The organism is Nocardia salmonicida NBRC 13393, from assembly GCF_001613085.1.
GTDB lineage: Bacteria > Actinomycetota > Actinomycetes > Mycobacteriales > Mycobacteriaceae > Nocardia > Nocardia salmonicida.
Genome location: NZ_BDBR01000011.1, coordinates 201289 through 219790 on the forward strand (window position 1 = coordinate 201289; position 18502 = coordinate 219790).

18 protein-coding genes are annotated in these 18502 nt (G+C 62.2%); 7 read left to right on the forward strand and 11 right to left on the reverse strand.

The genetic code is table 11. The features are described from left to right. Window positions 1-709 precede the first annotated feature (709 nt). A complete protein-coding gene (locus NS1_RS14075) occupies window positions 710-1009 on the forward strand; it encodes a hypothetical protein (RefSeq protein ID WP_062984847.1) in 300 nt (99 codons plus the stop codon). Between the two features lie 48 nt (window positions 1010-1057). Here NS1_RS14075 and NS1_RS14080 read toward each other — a convergent pair whose 3' ends face one another. From NS1_RS14080 to NS1_RS14100, 6 genes are all read right to left on the reverse strand, one after another. Then, window positions 1058-1357, reverse strand: a complete 300-nt coding sequence (locus tag NS1_RS14080) for an IS3 family transposase (RefSeq protein ID WP_063816137.1) — start codon at window positions 1355-1357, stop codon at window positions 1058-1060. Window positions 1358-1539: 182 nt separating this feature from the next. Next, window positions 1540-1674 (reverse strand): transposase, encoded by a 135-nt coding sequence (locus NS1_RS39010; protein WP_084503716.1) that lies wholly within the window; start codon window positions 1672-1674, stop codon window positions 1540-1542. Between the two features lie 440 nt (window positions 1675-2114). Continuing rightward, a complete protein-coding gene (locus NS1_RS14085) occupies window positions 2115-2993 on the reverse strand; it encodes an alpha/beta fold hydrolase (protein ID WP_062984981.1) in 879 nt (292 codons plus the stop codon). Window positions 2994-3001: 8 nt separating this feature from the next. Next, window positions 3002-3442 (reverse strand): PaaI family thioesterase, encoded by a 441-nt coding sequence (locus NS1_RS14090; protein ID WP_062984982.1) that lies wholly within the window; start codon window positions 3440-3442, stop codon window positions 3002-3004. Window positions 3443-3485: 43 nt separating this feature from the next. Further along, entirely contained in the window at window positions 3486-4172 is a 687-nt protein-coding gene (locus NS1_RS39015; RefSeq protein ID WP_101465753.1) for a TetR/AcrR family transcriptional regulator, read from the reverse strand. Window positions 4173-4265: 93 nt separating this feature from the next. Then, window positions 4266-4910, reverse strand: coding sequence for a TetR/AcrR family transcriptional regulator (locus NS1_RS14100; protein WP_022565909.1), 645 nt, complete (start codon window positions 4908-4910; stop codon window positions 4266-4268). A 1002-nt stretch (window positions 4911-5912) separates the two neighbouring features. On the opposite strand from NS1_RS14100, the gene NS1_RS14105 reads away from it, so the two are divergent. Further along, on the forward strand, window positions 5913-6842 hold the full coding sequence (locus NS1_RS14105; RefSeq protein ID WP_062984851.1) for a ferritin family protein: 930 nt from the start codon (window positions 5913-5915) through the stop codon (window positions 6840-6842). Next, the gene (locus NS1_RS39020; RefSeq protein ID WP_084503717.1) at window positions 6839-8344 is read left to right on the forward strand and encodes a flavin-containing monooxygenase; all 1506 of its coding nucleotides are present in this window, start codon (window positions 6839-6841) and stop codon (window positions 8342-8344) included. The genes NS1_RS14105 and NS1_RS39020 overlap by 4 nt, the downstream gene beginning before the upstream one ends. Window positions 8345-9346: 1002 nt before the next feature. Here NS1_RS39020 and NS1_RS14115 read toward each other — a convergent pair. From NS1_RS14115 to NS1_RS14130, 4 genes are all read right to left on the reverse strand, one after another. Further along, window positions 9347-10306, reverse strand: coding sequence for a protoglobin domain-containing protein (locus tag NS1_RS14115; protein WP_169812775.1), 960 nt, complete (start codon window positions 10304-10306; stop codon window positions 9347-9349). Between the two features lie 191 nt (window positions 10307-10497). Then, window positions 10498-11040, reverse strand: a complete 543-nt coding sequence (locus NS1_RS14120; RefSeq protein WP_062984983.1) for a PaaI family thioesterase — start codon at window positions 11038-11040, stop codon at window positions 10498-10500. 22 nt (window positions 11041-11062) lie between these two features. Continuing rightward, window positions 11063-11512 (reverse strand): universal stress protein, encoded by a 450-nt coding sequence (locus NS1_RS14125; protein WP_062984857.1) that lies wholly within the window; start codon window positions 11510-11512, stop codon window positions 11063-11065. Then, on the reverse strand, window positions 11509-13107 hold the full coding sequence (locus NS1_RS14130) for an MFS transporter (RefSeq protein WP_062984859.1): 1599 nt from the start codon (window positions 13105-13107) through the stop codon (window positions 11509-11511). The genes NS1_RS14125 and NS1_RS14130 overlap by 4 nt, the downstream gene beginning before the upstream one ends. A gap of 128 nt (window positions 13108-13235) precedes the next feature. Here NS1_RS14130 and NS1_RS14135 point away from each other — a divergent pair, with 128 nt between their 5' ends. After that, the gene (locus NS1_RS14135) at window positions 13236-13904 is read left to right on the forward strand and encodes a TetR/AcrR family transcriptional regulator (protein ID WP_062984865.1); all 669 of its coding nucleotides are present in this window, start codon (window positions 13236-13238) and stop codon (window positions 13902-13904) included. Between the two features lie 529 nt (window positions 13905-14433). Here the strand turns inward: NS1_RS14135 and NS1_RS14140 are convergent. After that, window positions 14434-15435 (reverse strand): helix-turn-helix domain-containing protein, encoded by a 1002-nt coding sequence (locus tag NS1_RS14140; RefSeq protein WP_062984985.1) that lies wholly within the window; start codon window positions 15433-15435, stop codon window positions 14434-14436. A gap of 118 nt (window positions 15436-15553) precedes the next feature. Here NS1_RS14140 and NS1_RS14145 point away from each other — a divergent pair, with 118 nt between their 5' ends. The 3 genes from NS1_RS14145 to NS1_RS14155 are packed head-to-tail and all read left to right on the forward strand — an operon-like array spanning window position 15554 to window position 18485. After that, complete coding sequence (locus NS1_RS14145; RefSeq protein WP_019050196.1) at window positions 15554-15874, forward strand: 2Fe-2S iron-sulfur cluster-binding protein; 321 nt, start codon at window positions 15554-15556, stop codon at window positions 15872-15874. A gap of 23 nt (window positions 15875-15897) precedes the next feature. Beyond that, a complete protein-coding gene (locus tag NS1_RS14150; protein WP_062984867.1) occupies window positions 15898-17286 on the forward strand; it encodes a cytochrome P450 in 1389 nt (462 codons plus the stop codon). Beyond that, window positions 17283-18485 (forward strand): NAD(P)/FAD-dependent oxidoreductase, encoded by a 1203-nt coding sequence (locus NS1_RS14155; RefSeq protein WP_062984869.1) that lies wholly within the window; start codon window positions 17283-17285, stop codon window positions 18483-18485. The genes NS1_RS14150 and NS1_RS14155 overlap by 4 nt, the downstream gene beginning before the upstream one ends. The last annotated feature ends 17 nt before the right edge of the window (window positions 18486-18502 follow it).

The window sequence follows — 18502 nt, forward strand, 5'->3', positions numbered from 1 at the left end:
TACGAGTATGCGTCCTGGGTCACACCCTGTCAATAGACCATCAGACTCCAACGGATGCGTGACAGCAATTGATCCGCAAACTCGCGATTCGATCCGACGATCGCCGCTTGGCGATGGATTTCGAGTCGCTCGCGACCTCCACCGGATGCAAGCTCGCCGACACGCCAGACCCATCAGCGCGGTCTGACCGACCGCGATATGCCCCTTCGTCGCCGCCCGACCGTCTCGAAGCCTTCCCGTAACTCCATTTTCGGGCCGTCTCCATGCATACACAACAGAATCTGCCGGGAGAGCGGTCCGGGGAAGACCTGGCCCATCACCACTCGCACAAGGTGACCGAGATAGTGGCAGCAACACCACAGTTAACTGCATGGCTGACGCGAGTGCTTCCGCCAGCCATGTTGGAATCTGGCTCGGCCGGTCTTCTAGGTCTGGTCTTACCCTGGTTTCACGGAGTCGTGGACCTCACGCCACGATGGTTGCGTTCTCGTACTCCATCGAGGTCAGCATTCCGATGCCGCTGTGACGCCGCTGACAGGGTTGCGGAAGAGCTCGAGGTATCGAACATCGCGTCTTGCTCCGCATACACACCCGTGGCGTCGGGCGCGGCGTCGAGCCTCCAGCCCGGTGAACCCACCGATAGCCGACATCAGGCGAAACTCCCGCGGCCGCGGCAGGGCCCGGTTCGTGGCTCCTCGATCCAGAAACTTTGAAGCGCTATCTCGTCCTCGGACACCTCGGCGCCGAACGGACCGCCGAAGTCGTCCGCGACAGCCTCATCGCCGCCGGCACCGAACTACCCGCGACCCTCCACCGCACCGCGACTCGGGACCAGGATGCCGAGATAGCCGAGCACCGATCCTTTCCCATGGCCACCGACATTCGCGTCTACTTCGCCGATCCCGGCGCAGCACGGCAGCGCGACAGCGCGACAGCGCGACAGCGCGACAGCGCGACAGCAACGAAGACACTAATGGTACTCTGCGGCAGAACCTGCCGCGACGAATAGACTTACGCATCTACAATCCAAATGCGCACTGCGAGGTCGCTGAGGAGCTCACCGGCCGTCCACAAAAATTCTCGACTGCGACACACCAGCCCAACGTTTGGCTGCTTTGATCGAGCGCACCCGTCCAGAGCCAACCTCGATACCCATGCCGATGGTGAGCTCGGGGTGCATGCGGCGCACGCCGTAGCAGCCGCGCGAGGCCGCATGGATAGACCGGATCGTTTCGGCGAGCATCTCGTGGCGCAGTCGGCGTTGGCTGGGTAATCGGTTGCCGTGATGGCGGTAGCCGCGCTCGGACACGCCGAGCACACGGCAGGCGGTGCGGATGCTGATTCCTTGCCCGGTCAAGGTCGTGACAGCCGGGAACCGCCTTTTGAGCCGAGCGTGGTGTCGTCGAAAACCTTCGCGGCCAGCCGAGTCGCTCGCAGCTCCTCCTCGAGTTGCTTGATCCTGTTCAGCGCATCCCTCAGTTGCGCCGATTCGACCGTGGACGTCCCGTGGGCCTCACCGCGGGCCTGATGTTTCCACCGCTACAGCGTGGCCTCGGTGACTCCCAGATCATGGGCGACGTCGGCGACCCTGCTTCCTTCATCGACGACCAGAGCGACAGCGCTTTCACGGAACTGCGGTGAGTACATCATCGGCACGAGCGGAGATCCTTCCATCGAACGGTTGGAATCTCACAACTCAGCGGACAGAATTCCGAGACAGCCCAAAGCGGTACTCAACCCGGGGCGGTTCGCCGCCGGCCCTGCATCATTCTGTGACACAGTTGAGATTGGTCTATAAACTGTCCGAACTGGGCTTAAACGGGCAAGGCTAGTGCCAGCACAAGTAGCACGAACGGAGAGCACATTCAATGCTGCCCAGGCCGCGCGGTATCGCCAGTTGGCCATCGCTAGCGACCTGGAGTCCGCGCCTCTCCCGTTATCTCTGGCCGGTGTCATATGCGGCCGATGGGCCTCTCACCCTTCAGCCGCCTGGCCTTGCAAGTCGCGGTGTGCCTTCTTGCAATCAGAGAACAGCCCGTCAGCAGTCGATCCCTTGGCAATGGTGTCGCGCAAAGACGCCATGACCAGCACCCAACTCCCGGAGGCGATCGGGCCTATAGGGTGCGTCCGAGGAAGTCGGTGACAACCTGCGTGAATGCGTCATTGTCATCTCCTGCCACCATGTGGCCAGTTCCGGAGACATCGGTCGTCTCCGCGTGCGGCACAATTTCCAGGAATTCTGCAACGGTCTCATGCGATACCAGATCGGACAGGGCACCGCGCACGAGCAGAGTCGGCGCGACGACTCGACCCGCACCCGCGACGAGCAATTCTACAAGCGTCTCGAATTGCTCGGCACCGGCGGACGCGTCCTGTTGCAACGCCTGGAAACGACTGGTGATGAAGGCGGGATCCCATCGCCACACCCATCGACCGTCGGCTCGTTGCCGCAGTACCTTGTGAAGGCCTTCAAGCCGCACCGGTCGTTCGCGGTGCGGGTTGTATGCCGCGATGACGTCGGCAGCGTTTTCGAGGTTCGCGAATCCGTCAGGATGCGCAGACATAAACGAGACGATGCGTCGAGCGCCATCGAATTCCATCCGTGGGGTCACGTCGACCAGCACCACCGCTCCCCACAACTCGGGTGGCGCAAGCAGGTGCGCGGCAAGAACGGTCATCCCGCCCAACGATGCTCCGACGACCGCGGGCGCGTCCTCGGTGCAGAATCGTTCTCGCACCATGAGCAGGTCATCGACAAGGTGCTCGACGTCGTATCGTCCGTCGGGGGCCCAGTCACTGTCGCCGTGCCCACGTGCATCGTATGCAACTACTGTGTAGCCGCGATCGCGCAGGCGGAGCGCTGAGGTGGTCCAGGCGTGACGACTCTGCCCACCTCCATGCAACAGGATCACAACCTGATGGTTGGAACCATGGGGATAGTAGTCGGCTGCCAGCGTGATTCCGTCACGAGCCAGCACCTGCATCTCGATCATGCCCTCCGTCACGAGCTGCCGCCCCCGTCGCTGACGATCGTAACGGTCCCCTGAGCGGCACACACTGGCCTGCCGTCGTTGGTGATGTCGATGCGTGCGACGCCCGATCGCCTGGTCAGGGCAATGATATCTGCCGTGGCGATGCATACCCCAGCCGTGACCGGCCGCAGAAGATTGATCTTGAACTCGGTTGTCGCGACCCAGCAGCCGGTCGGGATCACCGGATAAAAGACAACACCCAGGCAATGGTCGACCATGGCTGACAGGCAGCCACCGTGCAATGTACGGAAGGGGGTAAGGAGCTCGTCTCGCACCTCCATCTCGGCGATCAACCGACCGGCGCTCAGTTCAGCATGACGAAATCCGAGATATGCCGAGATGCCGCCCACATCCGTTGCCGCGCCGAGCACCTGCCCAGCAACTTGGGGGTCGAACTGCGGGAATTCCATCGGAGCCTCCTCCGTCTCTGCGTTGACCTGCCCCAAGGTGACACTACTGCAGATTTGTGTCACCTGGATTGCGATCTGCACGCTCGTCATGACCGCGGTGCCGATCCAATTCGGTAGACCCTGGTACGACGATGGCAGGAAGGAGGCAGCGGCAAAGGTACGCGCGTAGGCCCTCAGGGCTGCGCCGTCTCGGGCCGCGCACGGTGAGCAGGCTGAGGATCGTCCGCAGGATCCACTCCGCGGCGTCGTCCACTGAGATCCCCGGCTGCAGGTCATCGCGGTGACGGGTGAATACCGGTCGCAGGAACTCGGTGACGAGTTCGAAGAGGGCGACCGATGTGGACTCTGTCAGACCGATTCCAGCGAGGCGATCATCGCTGACGAACAGAGCGGAAATCGACTTCTCTCGGCTGGCGGCGTGAACAGTGGTCTCTACGAAGACCAGCACGGCAGATGCGAGATCAGGCTGTCCGGCGAGTGGCCCGCCAATCCCGTCGAGGTAGCGGCCGGCCGTCCGCAGGACGACGCCCGAGACCACCGATTCACGGTTCGCGAAGTGCCGGTACACGGTGGCCCGAGAGACGCCGGCCTGCCGAGCGATGTCCTCCATCGTCGTCGCCGAGAATCCGACCTCTTCGAAGCAGAACTCTGCGGCATCAAGTAGGGCATCCCGGGTGCTACCCAGGGCCGAGAATCGCGCGCCGCGACGTGCAGATTTCGTCGTCACCACAACGAGTATGCCGCTACTTCGTCGAGGAGCGCATCCCCCTCTGTCCTCTACCGGTGCGCATCTCTGCGGCCGGGCAGCGATACAGATCTGACATTATGTCGCGCTACCGCCAACTGAGTCGTCACGCAGCTGAGGCAGGAGGTGGCGGCGCGCGAATCGGCGCGCACCCTCAGGGGTATCGAGGGATATGCGGGTCGATGGGGTCAGCACGAACGACAGGATCACGCGGACAGTCAGCTCGGAAACCACGTGAAGTTCGACATCCGTGCGGGCAGCATCAACTTCTTGCGCGAGTTGGTCGGCCAGAAAGTTCGACGCGGTCGCGACAAGACCCCCTGCCTCGATCGTGAGAAACGGCAGTAGTGACTCCGGCTCGGTCTCCAACAGCCTGTTGAGCAGGGCGTGCCCCCGTACTGCCTTCAGCGTGAAAACGAATCCTTCGACGATCTTCTCCTCGAGATCCTGATGATTTGACACCTCTGCTTCCAACTCAACGAGGAACCTGGCGAGTTCTCGCAGAATCACCGCCTCGACAATGCGCCCCTTGCTCGGGAAGTGTCGGTACAGCGTCACACGTGCCAGCCGTGCGCGACGAGCGATGTCTTCGATACGTGTGCGGCTGATCCCGACAACCTCGAATTGCCTTAGCCCGGCGTCGAGGATACGTTCCGAGGTCCCAGACGGCGACGGCGTCCGGATCACCGCGATGGCCTTCAGAAGCAACCTGGTGTAGTTCATCGTCGTGATCGGATCCTTCGAGCCGGGCAACGTCGCCGGGTGTCATGTGGGCAGGGGTCGTTGGTCGACCGTTGAGTATGCACCCAATGAACCTCCGTACGCCATACTTTCAAACCCCTGACGTGGGCATTGAAACGATCATACTAGGTGAGTACCATCGTTCCTGTGGTACGCAACGGGGCGCCCCGGTGCAAGTCCGGGCTGACGACGAACGAATGGATGAGGACCAACACGCGCGGGTCCTCATCGTCGGATGTCGTCGCCTCGGGACTGGCCCTATCGGAGAGGGAGTGCTCTGGCCTTGCAACAGTCATCATTGGAAGCGGTGTCCGAAGTGCGGTGTGGGCGTCGGCGGTCTCGCTTGTGCGCACGTGTTTCGGGGCTGCTTGCTCACTTGGTGGCGCAGTTCACGCTCCCGGTGTCAAGCATTGCGGACCTACACTCCCCTGCGTTCACGCCGCTACGCTCGCGGCTTGTTCACTGCCCGCCCACAGCAGACTGACGTCTGAGCTCTCCGCACGATCTGCGTTTCCCGGTGCCCTCGGTCGTGCGCCGAACGCCCCGACGGTGTCGCTCTCCTGGTGCGCACGACCATGGATGGCGTGCCTGTCGGTGGTCGGCCACGCGATTAGACGGCTTTCAAATCGCCATCGCGGAGTACCCGAGGCGGGGCCTCTGCCCGTCGATTCATGGCCAGGACGTACGCCTAATCGCAGCTGCGATCGCCTGACACCTCCCCCCTCGCCGGCCTCGACCTCGCTAACGGACGCAAATGGCGCGCACGGGCCCGCGATTTCAGGAGACCCCGCTGCGCCGCGGCCTTCGCCCGGCGCCGGATTACTCACGGCCAGCATGCGCCAGCGACGAGCGTTTTCGTCTACTGGAACGAGTTCCAAGAGTTTTGTCCGACAATGCCACACGTGAGCGGCTACCGCTGCGAAATGCACGGCCTCCGGACACCAGGCCAAGATTTTGTGTCCATATTCGCGAAGGAGTAGAGCGATGTCAATCGATTTGCCGCACACCTTGGAAATCATAAAACAACGCCAATGGGCACTCGGCGACTTCGACTGGGCGGAGCCCGGCGCGGACACGATAACGGCCGAGCAGCTCCCGCAGGTCAAGCAATTCATGTCCGATCTGGTCTGGATCGAGCAGGTCGGCTCGCGCGCCTTCGTCGCGCTCGGCCGTCAAACCAAGGACAGTACGCTAGCTGAGATCTACCGCTACTTCCAGGCCGAGGAACAAAAGCACGCAAACGCCGAGCTGGCCCTCATGCGCCGTTGGGGAATGCTCGATGACGACGAGATCCCAGAACCGAATATCAATATCCGACTAGCCATAGAATGGCTGGACAGCTACGCAGATGATCTGCCGCTGTCCGTACTAGGCTCAGCGATTCCGATGCTCGAGGTGGCACTCGACGGAGCACTGTTGAAGTTCCTACTTGAGGAGATCCAGGATCCCCTGTGCCACAAGGTCTTTCAGCGGATCAATGCCGATGAGTCCCGTCACCTAGCTGTGGATTTCCATGTGCTGGACATGATTGGAGCGGGGCCGATACACCGACTGCTGATCGAAGCCGCCGGCGCCGCGCTGCGCCCATCCCTACTCATCGGCATCCTCACCGGGTTGCCCCTGCTGACCCGTATGCACGACAGCATCATCGCGATGGGACTCGACGAACAGAAGCTCTTCGACGCGATTCGGAAGTTCGGCATTATCGGTGACCGGAGCGTCGCCACCCGCCGCAATCCGATCTACCAACTCGTCAAGTACTACGGTGAAATGGTCATGGACCAGTCGCACCCTTATCATCGACTACTCGGCAATGCCCTGTTGACGATCACTGAGCACTACCCTAAACAATGGCTCGGTTCGACTCCTTCCTGGATCAACGAGCTCACTTACCAACCGGTGGCCGCAGCATGATCGACGAGGGGCGGCCGACAGACGATGACCCCGGGCAAACAATTCCCGGTCCCACACGAGTCGTGATCATAGGTGCCGGGTTCTCGGGAATCGGCACCGCGATCCGATTACGGTGCGCGGGGATCGAGGACGTCGTGGTTCTCGAGCGCGCACCTGAGCCCGGCGGTGAGTGGCGCGACAGCGTTCATCCGGACGCATCCTGCGGTCGTCCGTCAGTACTGCGGTCGTTCTGGTTCACGCGGGATCCCGCCTGGAGCCATAGGTATACGCCGGGCGTAGACGTCCGCGCCTACATGCGCGGCGTGATCACCCGGCATGGTCTCGATGGACGGATTCGCTACGGGTACAACGTAAACGGACTCGACTTCGACGAGGCTCGAGGGACCTGGCATGTGCGTGTCTCGACCAGCAGTGGCGAGGAGGAGAGCATCACTGCCCGCTCGGTCGTGGTGGCGACTGTGCCGTTCTCGAACGCAAGCAGGCGCGAGATCGTGGGCGCCGACGACTTTCGTGGCCACAAGATAGACGGTACCCGATGGGACGCCGGTATCGATGTCACCGGACTGACGGTGGCAGTCGTCGGTACCGGCACCAATGCAGTCCAGATGATCCCGGAGTTGGTGGACCGAGCCCGCCACGTCACCGTATTTCAGAGTGCACCGCGATGGGTTCTTCCCCACCCGCAGTACGGGACGGCAGGGTGGAGACGTTCGCTATTCGAGAAACTACCGCTGGCCGAGGATCTAGCCCGGAGTGCCCACTTCTGGGCGTACGAGTCTATCGGATACGGTTTGGTTCGAACAACAGGTCTCACCACCGCGCTGGAACAGGTATCTAAAATCCAGTTGAGGCTTCAGGTCAAAGATAGATGGGCGCGACGGCAGCTCGCACCGGACAACCGGGCGTGCCGTCCGCGATTGCTCATCTCAAATGATTTCTTACCGGCTCTAGATCGGGACAACTGCAGACTCCTCACCTTCCCGATCATTCGGCTTACGGAGCACGGAATCCTCACGGTTGATGGCGTCGAGCGCCGCTTCGATACGATCGTTTTCGATGCACCCGGCGAGGCTGGAGTACCATTCCCGGTTCGTGGTTGTGGCGCACGACTCCTCCAGGAAGAATGGGTCGAAGGAGTTTACGCGTACAAGAGCATACATGTTTCTGGGTATCCCAACCTACATTTCACTTTCGGACCGAACTCCGGTCCGTATTTCTACACAGCCCTAGCCTATCTGGAGGCGCAGATAGATTACATCGTAGAGTCGGTGCGGACGCTGGAGCGATGGGGGCTCCGATATATTGATGTACGAAAGTCAGCGCAGGACCGATTCAACGCGGTTGTTCAACGGCACTTGGCTCGCACGACTTGGAACTCTGGATGCGTTACTTGGCCTGTCGGGGAAGATGGTTTTAATCCCGCGGCTTTCCCGGGCTTGGCTCGACAATTCCGTAGCCAAATGACTCAGTTCGCCCTATCCGACTACCACGCTGTGCCCTAGGAGCTCCTGTCAGGTTCAGTTGCTGAGTCGTCGCGGTCTGATACTGCGGCACCGACATTCAGGAATCGATAGTGGATGTCGATGCGGCGTTCCATCGATCACCGTTCGCCGATATTGGTGGGGTCGGGCCATGGTTTGTTCCACGACTAGCCGACTGGCGGTGACCTTTGTCTCGGGTTCCGCGATGGGAATGGGCCGTCGATCCCGGCGCTGTCGCAGGTCGGCGTACAGACTACATGCTCGCAACCCGTGTCGGTGATAGTTTTATCGATCCGCCGTCCCAGTGGCCTCGGCCGTCCAGGCAAGGGGATTTACTGCGTCGAATTACATCCCGCCGCGGAACCCGGGACAAAGTCACTGCGGCCGGTGGATCGTGGAGCAGACTTGCGCCCGCTCCCCCGGTACCGGCGCCTGGCCATCCGGTGGGCACGCCGCATCGACATCCATTACGGATTCCTGAATCTCGATGCCGCACTGATCTGATGGCGACGGCACAGCAACCGCACCGACAGAAGCTATTAGCCTGCGCCAGAAGGTCATCCGGACACGAACCCGAGAATGAGCGGCCCCCGACAGCACGTACAGCCCTCCCCCACTCCCCCTTGAACACCAACCTCGGGCTGTGTGGTGAGGGCTGGCTATTCCCGGCGGCTTCACTGGGAGTTGCGGTTCGCTAACCACCACAATCATCCGTCACATAGGTCCGCTGCGAAACTTCCTGCATCGCAACGTGTCTCGGTGACACATGCAGATTCACGCTAGGAGCTATGAGGACCGGTACCCGAACTCGAATGCCGCCGAAGCTCCGTACGATACCAGCGGTGGCCCACCGCAGATACTGCGCGCGGCATGTTTGGCGGTGCGCGCGAACGTTGCTGTTGAGCATCTTCACCGACGGCGGACTTACTTCGCAATCAGCACCGCGTCGGCACGTACACAGGCTGGTGAGCCGGATCGCCCACCGCAGCCGGGACTGCGCAACTGGCCAAGCACTTCGCCAAATCAGGTATTGCGTAATGGCCACGTCATCACCATCTCGTACCCAAGTGTCTGTGTGGCATGCTCGACCCCACTCTGCAAGTCGACAAATGTAATGAGCGTAGTTTTCTGTGGACTGATGTCGACAAGCGTCCGGGCGACTTCGGCGGAAAGCCCAGTGAAAATAACCTCCGCACCCAAAAGCGCACATGCTTTTACTGCTGTGATCAGATGGGCAGCAACGTCGAGATCGATCGACGGCAGTCCGGTGATATCGACGACGGCGGCCTGCGCCCTCGAATTGCGGATATGCGCCATCAGCTGATTGGTCAAATTGAGAGCCCGGCGATCGTCCAATTCTCCTACGATCGGGACCACCAGAAGCCCTGGGATCAACTGCAGTACCGGAGTCGGGAGTTCGCTCACCGCCCTCTGCTGCTCGCGATTCGAGTGCTCGCGTTTGGCGAGGTAGATGTCGGCGGCGAGGCCGATATCGAGGAACACCAGCCTTTGTAGCGCCAGCAGCGTCGCCAACGCACGCTCGGGATCGGAAGATGAGCTGGATTCACAGATCCGGCTCGCAGCAGAGCAAAGAAACCGATTGTACGCGCCGAGAAGCCATGTCGGCTTCACGCCGAGTCGCTCGTGACGCGCGGCCATACGCATACGCTCGATGAGATAGTCAGCATCGACGGTTCCCGCCGTCAAACCGGAAAGGTGATCGCTTCGAAGATGTTCGACCTGTTCCTCAGTGTCGCGCCCAGAAAGAAGTGCGGCAGTGTCCCGGTGTTCGTTTAGGTAGGCGCGGAGTTCGTCGACGATCTCAGCCATACCGGGTGTCGCGACTCCGCTAAACTGCCGCAGCAATGCCTCGTCTTCATCGGTGAATTCCATTAATCGTTTCCGAGCAGCGACCATGTCATCGGTGGTCACGAGGCCACCGAAGCTTGGCGTTTCCGGGATTTCCGGACCGTGCGTGCCCATTAGAGTCATAACAGCCGCATCCTGTGCGTAGTGTTTTGGCGGATCGTGTCAGACAGCGCATACTCGTGAGCGAAGCCCGTAGGTCACCGTCCCACAGCAGCCTGCACCCCAGAGTGCGCTGGCGGCATAGCGGTCCCGACCCAAGTCGTCCTCATCGCCTGATCGCGCCGGCCACAGTACGTGATCGCCGCTTAGGCCGTTGGTGGCACGTCTGAAGAGGTGGCACGCTGTGAGGCCAGGAAGAAGTGGTCGATGTTGACGACGAGAAAGAGGGCAGTAGCGGTTGTAACCATGTGGCCATGGTCGTCTTCGATGGTGGCCCGAAGGTTCAGTTTGCGACCCTGGCGGGAATGAAGATGGGCGCGGGCGATATACGGGGTGTCGAGTAGAACCGGGGAGAGGTAGTCGATGGAGAGGTGGCGGGTGACGGCGGGTTCTCCCACGGTGTAGAGGAGGAACCCGAACAGGTCGTCGAGGACGGTGGCGACTGCGCCGCCATGGGCGATCGCTGGGGCGCCAACGTGGCGGGAGTCAAACGTGTGACGGGCGTAGACACCTTCCGCGTCACGTCGGACGCTCAACTGGTGGCCGTGCGGATTGGCTGGCCCACAACCGAGGCAATGATCATGATGGGGCGGCAAGTCTTGGCATTCCGGCGGAACCACAGGGAAGAGGGGCGTACTCTCCTCGGCCTCGGACGATACGGATCTTATGGTATCGGATGTGCGGCTCATGGGTGCTTTCTGCATATGTGTGTCATTGGGTGGTGGCGATAAGGATGTCGCAGTGAGCTCTGCGTGCGAGCTCGGTCGGTGTATTGGACAGCAGCCGGGCCAGCGGACTCGACCGGCACAAGTCGGCGGTGATGATGAGGTCCGGCGCCGCAGTGGCGGCAAGGCGCAATAGGGCACGCAAAGTGGGTTCGGACAAGATGCGGGTGTCGATGTCGATGGCGCCGTGCGCTAGGGCGTGCTGGCAGGCCGTGCGCAATATCGCTTCGACCGGGTTGGTGCCGCGCAGCCGGTAGGCCTCGGGTCCCAGCCGGTCGAGGTCAACTCCGAGTGTGCGTTCGTCGATGTGGTGGCGGACGCCGACGATAACCAGTCGGGCGTGGGTGGCGTGGGCCAATTCGGCGGCGCGGTCGACCACGCGGTAGGAGCGATCGGATCCATCGGTATCCACAAGGATCGTGCGATAGGCCGTCATGCCGGGCGTCCTTCGCGGGTAGGGGACGTGCGAGAGGCAGGAGCCATCGTGCACGAGGGTTGTGCGCGGCATCGGCGAGTGGTGGGCCCGGGTGCAAGCACAGCCAGCACGATCGCGCCTGCGGCGGTAATAGCAGCCAACACCAGCGCGGCCTCGCCGCTGCCGTGCACGAACGCGGCCTTGGCGTACTCGGCTAGCGGCTGGGCCGCTGGTCCGCCCTTCTCGGCGACCTGCAGGGCGGCGGCCAGGGAATCGGCAACGGGTTCGCGAGCGGACTCGGGCAGGCGGGGTAGGGCGGGCTGGATACGCTGAGTATAGCCGGCGGCCAGCACGCTGCCGGCCACGGCGATCCCGATCGCGGCGCCGATCTCGCGGGCGGCATCATTCACCGCCGCGGCGACCCCGTGTTTGGCCTCGGGGGTGTCGGCGACGATGGCGTAAGTCGCCGGGGCGGTACACAATCCCAGGCCCGCGCTCATGATCAGCAGCGGCCACAGTAGGTCGAGGTAGTTCGCGGCGAGGTCCAACCGGCTCACCAGCACCAGCCCGGCAGCGATGGTGAGAAGGCCAGTCACGGTCATCACCCGCAATCCCACCATGCTCGAGAGCCAAGGCGCGATCACGGAAATCATGGCCAGCGGCGCCACCATCGGCGCCAGCGCCAGGGCCGACGCCAGCGGCCCGTATCCGAGAATCAGCTGTAGGTACTGGACCAGCAGTAGGAACACCCCAAAGGTGACCAGGAACTGAATGGTCACGGACAGGGAGCCAGCACCGAAGCCTCGGCGTCCGAACAACCGCACGTCTAACAGTGGTGCCGAGATCCGTAGCTCCACGGCCACGAACGCCACCGCCGCCACGACTCCGACACCGGCGGTGACAGCGACGAGCGGGTCGGCCCAGCCGCGTGCGGGAACCTCGACCGCGGCGAACACGATCGCCGCGATCGCGACAGCCACCGTCGCCGCGCCAATTCCGTCCACCGGCGGATGCTCGGGTTGGCGAGACTCCGCGATCGTGCAAGCCAACCCGGCCAGCACAATCCCCGCCACGGTCAGCCCGACAAATACCGATTGCCACGACCACCGCTCAAGCAGCATCCCGGCACCGAGAATCCCCAGAACAGCTCCGGATCCGGCGACGCCCGCCCATACCCCCACCGCTCGGCCGCGATGAGCTAGTGCGAAGCCTGCGGTCAGAATCGACAGGGTCGATGGCATCACTAACGCTGCGCCAGCACCGGCGAGTGCGCGTGCCGCGATGAGCCACACCGGGTCGGTCAGCACCAGCGGCAACGCCGAGGCGGCCGCGAACACCGCCAGTCCCGCCACCAGCACCGCGCGGCGCCCATAGCGGTCACCGATGGCTCCGGCGGGCAACACCAGACACGCCAGCACCAGTGTGTAGCCGTCAACGATCCAGGTGAGCTGGGCTTGGGTCGCCCCGGTCGCGACTGCAATCTGAGGCAACGCCGAGTACAACGCCGCCATGGCCGCGACGACCAGCGCCACCCCCAGGCACGATACTGCCAGCACCCAGTATTGGGCCCTGGTCCACCGGGCGATCTCGACAGCGCCCGTCCGGGAAGTGTTCACCGGTGCACCTCCCGCCGTTGTAGATCGATAGTCTCTGTGTGAGACTATTAGTATCATAGTGGGTCGGCGAGCGAGATGACGTCCACGCACGATCAAATTGAGCGATACGAATCGAGGAAGGGGCGGCCATGACAGAGCCGGACTCTGCCGCGGCCGATCCGCGCACCGTAGCCGACGAGCAGGCCGATCCTCGGCTGGCGCGGTCCCGCAACCGGTTGCTCGACGCGGCCAGTCATCTGCTGTCCACCGGCGGGGTCGAAGCGGTCACAGTCGATGCCGTCACCCGCGTGTCGAAGGTCGCGCGCGCCACTCTCTATCGACACTTCGGCAGCACCACCCAACTGCTCGCGGCAACTTTCGAACGGTTGCTTCCCCATGTCGACACACCGACCGGCGACGGGCCCGTGCGCGATCAACTCATCGCGCTACTCACTACTCAGGCGGACCTCGTAGAACAAGCCCCAGTGCAGATGACCACGCTGGCCTGGCTGGCGATGGGATCGATCGGCGACGACCACACCGACCCGGCAGCGGTAACCTCGCTGCGTGCCCGCGTCATCGAGCAATATCGCCAGCCGTTCGACCGGATCCTCACCGGCCCCGACGCGCGGGCGATGCTCGGCGAGTTCGACACCACGTTCGCCATCATCGAACTCCTCGGCCCGATCGTGTTCGCGCGCCTCACCGGACTACGCACCATCGATCATGACGACTGCACCCAACTGGTCGACAACTTTCTCGCTACCCACCCAAGGGTCGCGGTCGGAAACGGACCGACCGCCGATCAGTGCCAGTGACCGAATACCCGCCCGTGGATAACGGGTGAGCCGCTTCGAAGCAGGCCGACAAGATCAAGTACCCAGCTCACCGGCGATCCCCTCCACCTAGCGGGTAAGACTGTCGGTTCGGCACCGATCGTCGCCTTCTCGTCAACACCGGCCCTGGATGCGGGGCACGATCGATTCGTGCTGCAGTCCTGCATCGCATCGCAACTGGACCAGTTAGGGCTGGCTAACCGAGTCGATGTGCTTCACGATTGAGAGACTCGACTCCGTCCATCTCATGCGCAGCCGTCACCGACAGGATCCTGGTGGCAACGCGCTGAGATCATTCAGACCGGTGCCGACTCACTACTCGCCGTGTTAGGTGTTGGCTACGCCGCTGATAGCCGTTGGCTGCAGCAACGAGTTCGGCAAAGTTCTGCACGGTTTCGGCAAAGTCGCGAGTTTTTGTCGTATGCCGCAGCGGGTTCCTGCCTGGGGCCAGCCCCAACCGATCTGCACCAGTTCGCGCAGACTCCATCCACCAACGACGGGACGGGTGGTCCTATTCGTGTCGAAATTCGCTGGGAGAGCGACCGGTCCATCGCTTGAAGGCGTGCGAGAAGTTCGCGAGGTCGCTATATCCGAGATCGGCAGCTATCTCACTCACCGACATCGATCGGTCGAGTAGCCGCAGCATCGCACGGTCACGCAGAAATGATTCGCGCAACTCGCGAAAGGTGGTCCCCTCCCCGGATAGACGCCGCTTGAGTGTGCTCGTCGATATCGACAGCTCGTGCGCGACCCAGTCTTTACTCCGCTTTCCAGGATCTTCCTCCAGCAGCCGTCGTACCTTCTCCGAGAAAGACATGGTTTTACTTCGCTGGTCGAGGGTTCGTTGCAGATCCACGATGGCAAGTCGATAGGCGACCGGATCGGAGAACCTGCATACCTCGTTGAGAGTGTCCGCCGGGACACTAAGGAATGACGTCGGAGCGTCGAAGAACAACCGCCCAGCTAGGGCGTCCTCATTATCGGCTAGAAAGTTCGGCGCTGACCAGCTCAGATGGAGTGTCACGGTCGGCATATCGCCGGCCAGCATGTCGAGCAGGCGCAGGAGTGCCGACCCGCCATACGCGACGACCAGGCAGTTCAGCGCCGAATCGCCTGTGTGCGCGGCGAGCCCGACGGTGAGTCCCTCGTCACTTGGGTGGAACTGCGGACTGAGAGCCGTCGAGATCAAAGGCAGATAGGTGAGCAGCTCCACGATCTCAGCTACCGAGCCTGCGCTGACCAGCGGAAAACTCAATGGGCCGAAGGATGTCAACTGAGCTTGTTCGGCGAACGCGAAGCCGAGCGAAGTTGCCTGGTCGACATCGAGTGCAGGGTAGACCTCGCGAAACCACCGTATCGGGGCCTGGATATTGCGTTGGATCAACGTCGTCTCGTCAATTCCTTCGCGAGCCATGATGTCGCGAAGCCGAGCGGCGGCGTCCGGGTCGAGCGCTTGGCTCTCGAGCAGTTGCACGAACATGAGCGGAGGCACGCCCTCGTCGTTGAGGTTCACCATGGTCTCTCTGAGCCGAATTCACAAATTTCTGACTCTGCCGAACATAGCCTCCGAACCCGTGTTCGACAACACTTGGACCAAGTCACATTGAGGACAACGCATCGAGGAGTTGGCTATGGCAGTTGTCACTTTTGTCTCCCACGACGGCGAGAAGCACGAGGCGCCGATCGAGGAAGACCAGTCGCTGATGCAGGTCGCGACCAACAACGCTGTGCCCGGCGTCGACGGGGACTGCGGAGGCGAAGCTGCCTGCGGCACCTGCCATGTGGTTGTCGATCCGCAGTGGATCGAGCAGGTCGGACGTTCCGGCGCCGATGAGGAGGAGATGCTCGCGATGAACCCCGAGCGCCAGCCGACCTCCCGGCTGTCGTGCCAGATGATGGCATCGACGGCCTGGGACGGCTTGATCGTCCACCTACCCGAGTTCCAGATGTAACGGCGAGAAACGGATACGACGCGATGAAGATTCCCGGAGCAATCACCGCCAAGGTTCAGTCGACCATCCCGATGGATCTACAGATCCAGGGTGCACACCTATATGACAAGACTCGCCGATGGATGACCGGAACGAACGGGGAGAAGCTCTTCGTCGAGAGGCCCATCCCGCCAGTCGAAGAAGTCGCGCTCGCTGACATCGACCTCAGCAACCCTTTCCTGTACCGCCAGGGACGCTGGCAGTCCTACTTCGCGCGCCTGCGAAACGAGGCCCCGGTCCACTATCAGCCAGACAGTCCGTTCGGTCCGTTCTGGTCCGTGACGCGGCATGCTGACATCGTGGCCGTCGACAAGAACCACGAACTCTTCTCCGCTGAGCCGTTCATCGTTATCGGGGCTCCGCCCCGTTTCCTCGATATCGAGATGTTCATCGCGATGGACCCGCCACGACACGACGCACAGCGGGCCGCTGTTCAAGGCGTGGTCGCGCCGAAGAACCTGCGCGAGATGGAGGGCCTGATTCGATCGCGCGTCCAAGAGGTGCTCGACGATCTACCCGTAGATAAGCCGTTCGACTGGGTGCAGAACGTCTCGATCGAACTGACCGCGCGGATGCTTGCGACCCTGCTGGATTTCCCGTACGAGCAACGTCACAAGCTCGTCTACTGGTCGGATCTCGCAACCTCGCTGGAGCAGGCCAACGGTGGGCCATCGGACAACGACGAGGTGTTCCCCGGCATGCGCGACATGGCGAGAGGTCTCAGCGCTCTCTGGCACGACAAAGCGGCCCGGACAGCCGCTGGGGAGCAGCCCGGATTCGATCTGATCACGATGTTGCAAAGCAATGAAAATACCAAGGACCTGATCGACCGCCCGATGGAGTTCTTGGGCAACCTCGTATTGCTGATCGTCGGAGGGAACGACACGACCCGGAACTCGATGAGCGGCGGCGTTCTTGCGCTCAACCGCTTCCCTGAACAGTTCGCGAAGCTGAAAGCGAACCCCGACCTGATCCCCAACATGTGCTCGGAGATCATCCGATGGCAAACTCCGCTTGCCTACATGCGCCGTGTCGCCAGAGCTGACACCGTTCTTAACGGGCAGTTCATCCGCAAGGGCGACAAGGTAGTGATGTGGTACGCCTCGGGAAACCGCGACGAGCGAGTATTCGAACGCCCCGACGATTTCATCATCGACCGGTCAAACGCCCGCAACCACATAGCCTTCGGCTTCGGTGTTCACCGCTGTATGGGCAACCGGCTCGCCGAGCTGCAGCTGCGGATCCTCTGGGAGGAGCTACTTCCTCGCTTCGAAAGTATCGAGGTTGTCGAGGAGCCCGAGTACGTGCAGTCCAACTTTGTGCGGGGCATCAGCAAGATGATGGTCCGTCTCACCCCGAAAACTAGCATATGACCACGCGGCGGGCCGTCATCGTCGGGGGCAGCCACGCCGGGGTCCAACTCGCCGGCAGTCTGCGCCAAGAAGGATGGACCGACGAGATCACCATCATTGGAGAAGAGGCGGTATTACCATACCACCGCCCTCCGCTGTCGAAGGCATACCTGGCAGGGAAGCAAACCCTCGACGAGCTCGCGATTCGCAGCGCCGAGTTCTATAACAAGCAGGAAATCCAACTCGTGGATGCAACGGTGGAGGCGATCGACCGTTCGGCTGGCCTGCTCTCACTGAGCACCGGCGACGAAGTGCCCTACGACAAGCTCGCACTGTGCACGGGCGCTCGCCCCCGTCGACTCCCCGTGCCCGGTGTCGACCTGGCCGGGGTCTATTACCTACGCTCCGCGGCGGACGTCGAGATGATCCGAGAGGAAAGCAGCCCGGGGCGCCGGGTCGTGATCATCGGCGGCGGATATATCGGACTGGAGACGGCCGCCTCGTTGCGTGCGCTGGGTCTGCAGGTCACTGTGCTCGAGGCTACCGAACGCGTCCTCGAACGGGTCACAGCCCCCGAGGTATCCGCGTTCTTCGACCGAATTCACCGACAGGAGGGCGTGAACATCCGAACAGGCGCGCTAGTCGAGGCCCTATCCGGAGACGTCAGGATCCGAGAGGTATTCCTGTCCAGCGGCGAATCAATTCCTGCCGACCTCGTCATTGTCGGCATCGGCGTGGAGCCGAATACCGAACTCGCCGCCGACGCGGGTCTGCTGGTCGACAACGGGGTCGTGATCGACGGCCAGAGTCGGACCAGCGACCGCAACATCATGGCCGCTGGGGACTGCGCCAGTCACGACATGGCCCGTTACGGCCGTCGCATACGCCTGGAATCTGTACCCAGCGCGGGCGAGCAGGCCAAGGTCGCTGCCGCGACCATCTGCGGGAAGTCAAAGAACATAGCTGCGCTTCCATGGTTCTGGTCGGATCAATACGATCTCAAGCTCCAGATCGCCGGTCTAAACACCGGCTACGACGAAGTCGTACTCAGCGGGGATCCTACCCGGGGCCGCGAATTCACATGCTTCTACCTCCGTGCTGGCGAGCTGATTGCCGCCGACTGCATCAATCGCCCCCGTGACTTCATCTTCAGCAAGCGGGCCATCACCCAGCAGCTTCGCATAAGCCGGGCAGAACTGGTGCTCGCTGGCTCGCCCTGAGTGACCGACTCTCAGGC